Raw genomic sequence first — 812 nt, forward strand, 5'->3', positions numbered from 1 at the left:
GCTTCCGGTGCCTCGGCCATCGGCAGCATGGTCAGGTGAAAGCGCTCGTGACGTCCGTTCTGCTGTGGCCTGCCGGGTGCGATCCGCTCCAGGGTGATGCCGAGCTTGATGAAGCGCACGACAAGCGGCGTCAGTCCGGTGACGCCGGCCGATGCGAAGGGTGGGCCATTGTCGCTTCTGAACCGATCTGGCAGGCCATGCTCTTCAAACAGCCGCTCAAACACCGGCCAGGCTTCGCTATCGGCCGTCGATCCCGTCGCTTCGAGCGCCAGGAGGTAGCGGCTCGATGCATCCATCACCGTCAAGGGTTCGCAACGCCACCCGTCACGGGTCCGAAACCAGCCCTTGTGATCGCCAGTCCACACCGCGTTCGGCTCCAGCGGCTGTGGCCATGGTCCATTGCCGCAGGCCCGTAGCCGTGGCCGCTTGCGAGCGCGGACAAGCCCATGCCGCGCAAGGATCGCGCCGACCGTCGAGGCTGAAGGCCACATGAACTCGGGAGCCGTGCGCCTGAGCCGTGCCACGATCTTCTTTGGACCCCAAAGCGGATGCAGCTCCTTGGCCGCCACAATCCGCTCAACCAGATCCTGAGCTGTCGCCCGGCCATGATTGAGCGGGGCTCGCGGCAGGTCGTGCAAACCCTCAGGCCCAAACGTCCGATAGCGTCCTAGCCATTTGTAGCCGTTCTTGCGTGAGATCCCGTAGGCCGCACAAAGCGCAACCATCGTCTCATCCCCAGAAAGACACTCCACAACAAACCGTAGCCGCTCGTCCATGATGCCAGTCTCTCGCCAAACCATCGCCGGTCCTCC

The 812-nt window shown here is 64.0% G+C and carries 1 protein-coding gene; it reads right to left on the reverse strand.

The genetic code is table 11. The features are described from left to right. Positions 1-800, reverse strand: an 800-nt coding sequence (locus NKI10_RS30870) for a helix-turn-helix domain-containing protein (protein ID WP_352862613.1), incomplete at its 3' end; no start/stop codon positions are given. Positions 801-812 lie beyond the last annotated feature (12 nt).

This window comes from Mesorhizobium sp. M0802 (assembly GCF_040320115.1).
In the GTDB taxonomy this organism is placed as follows: domain Bacteria; phylum Pseudomonadota; class Alphaproteobacteria; order Rhizobiales; family Rhizobiaceae; genus Mesorhizobium.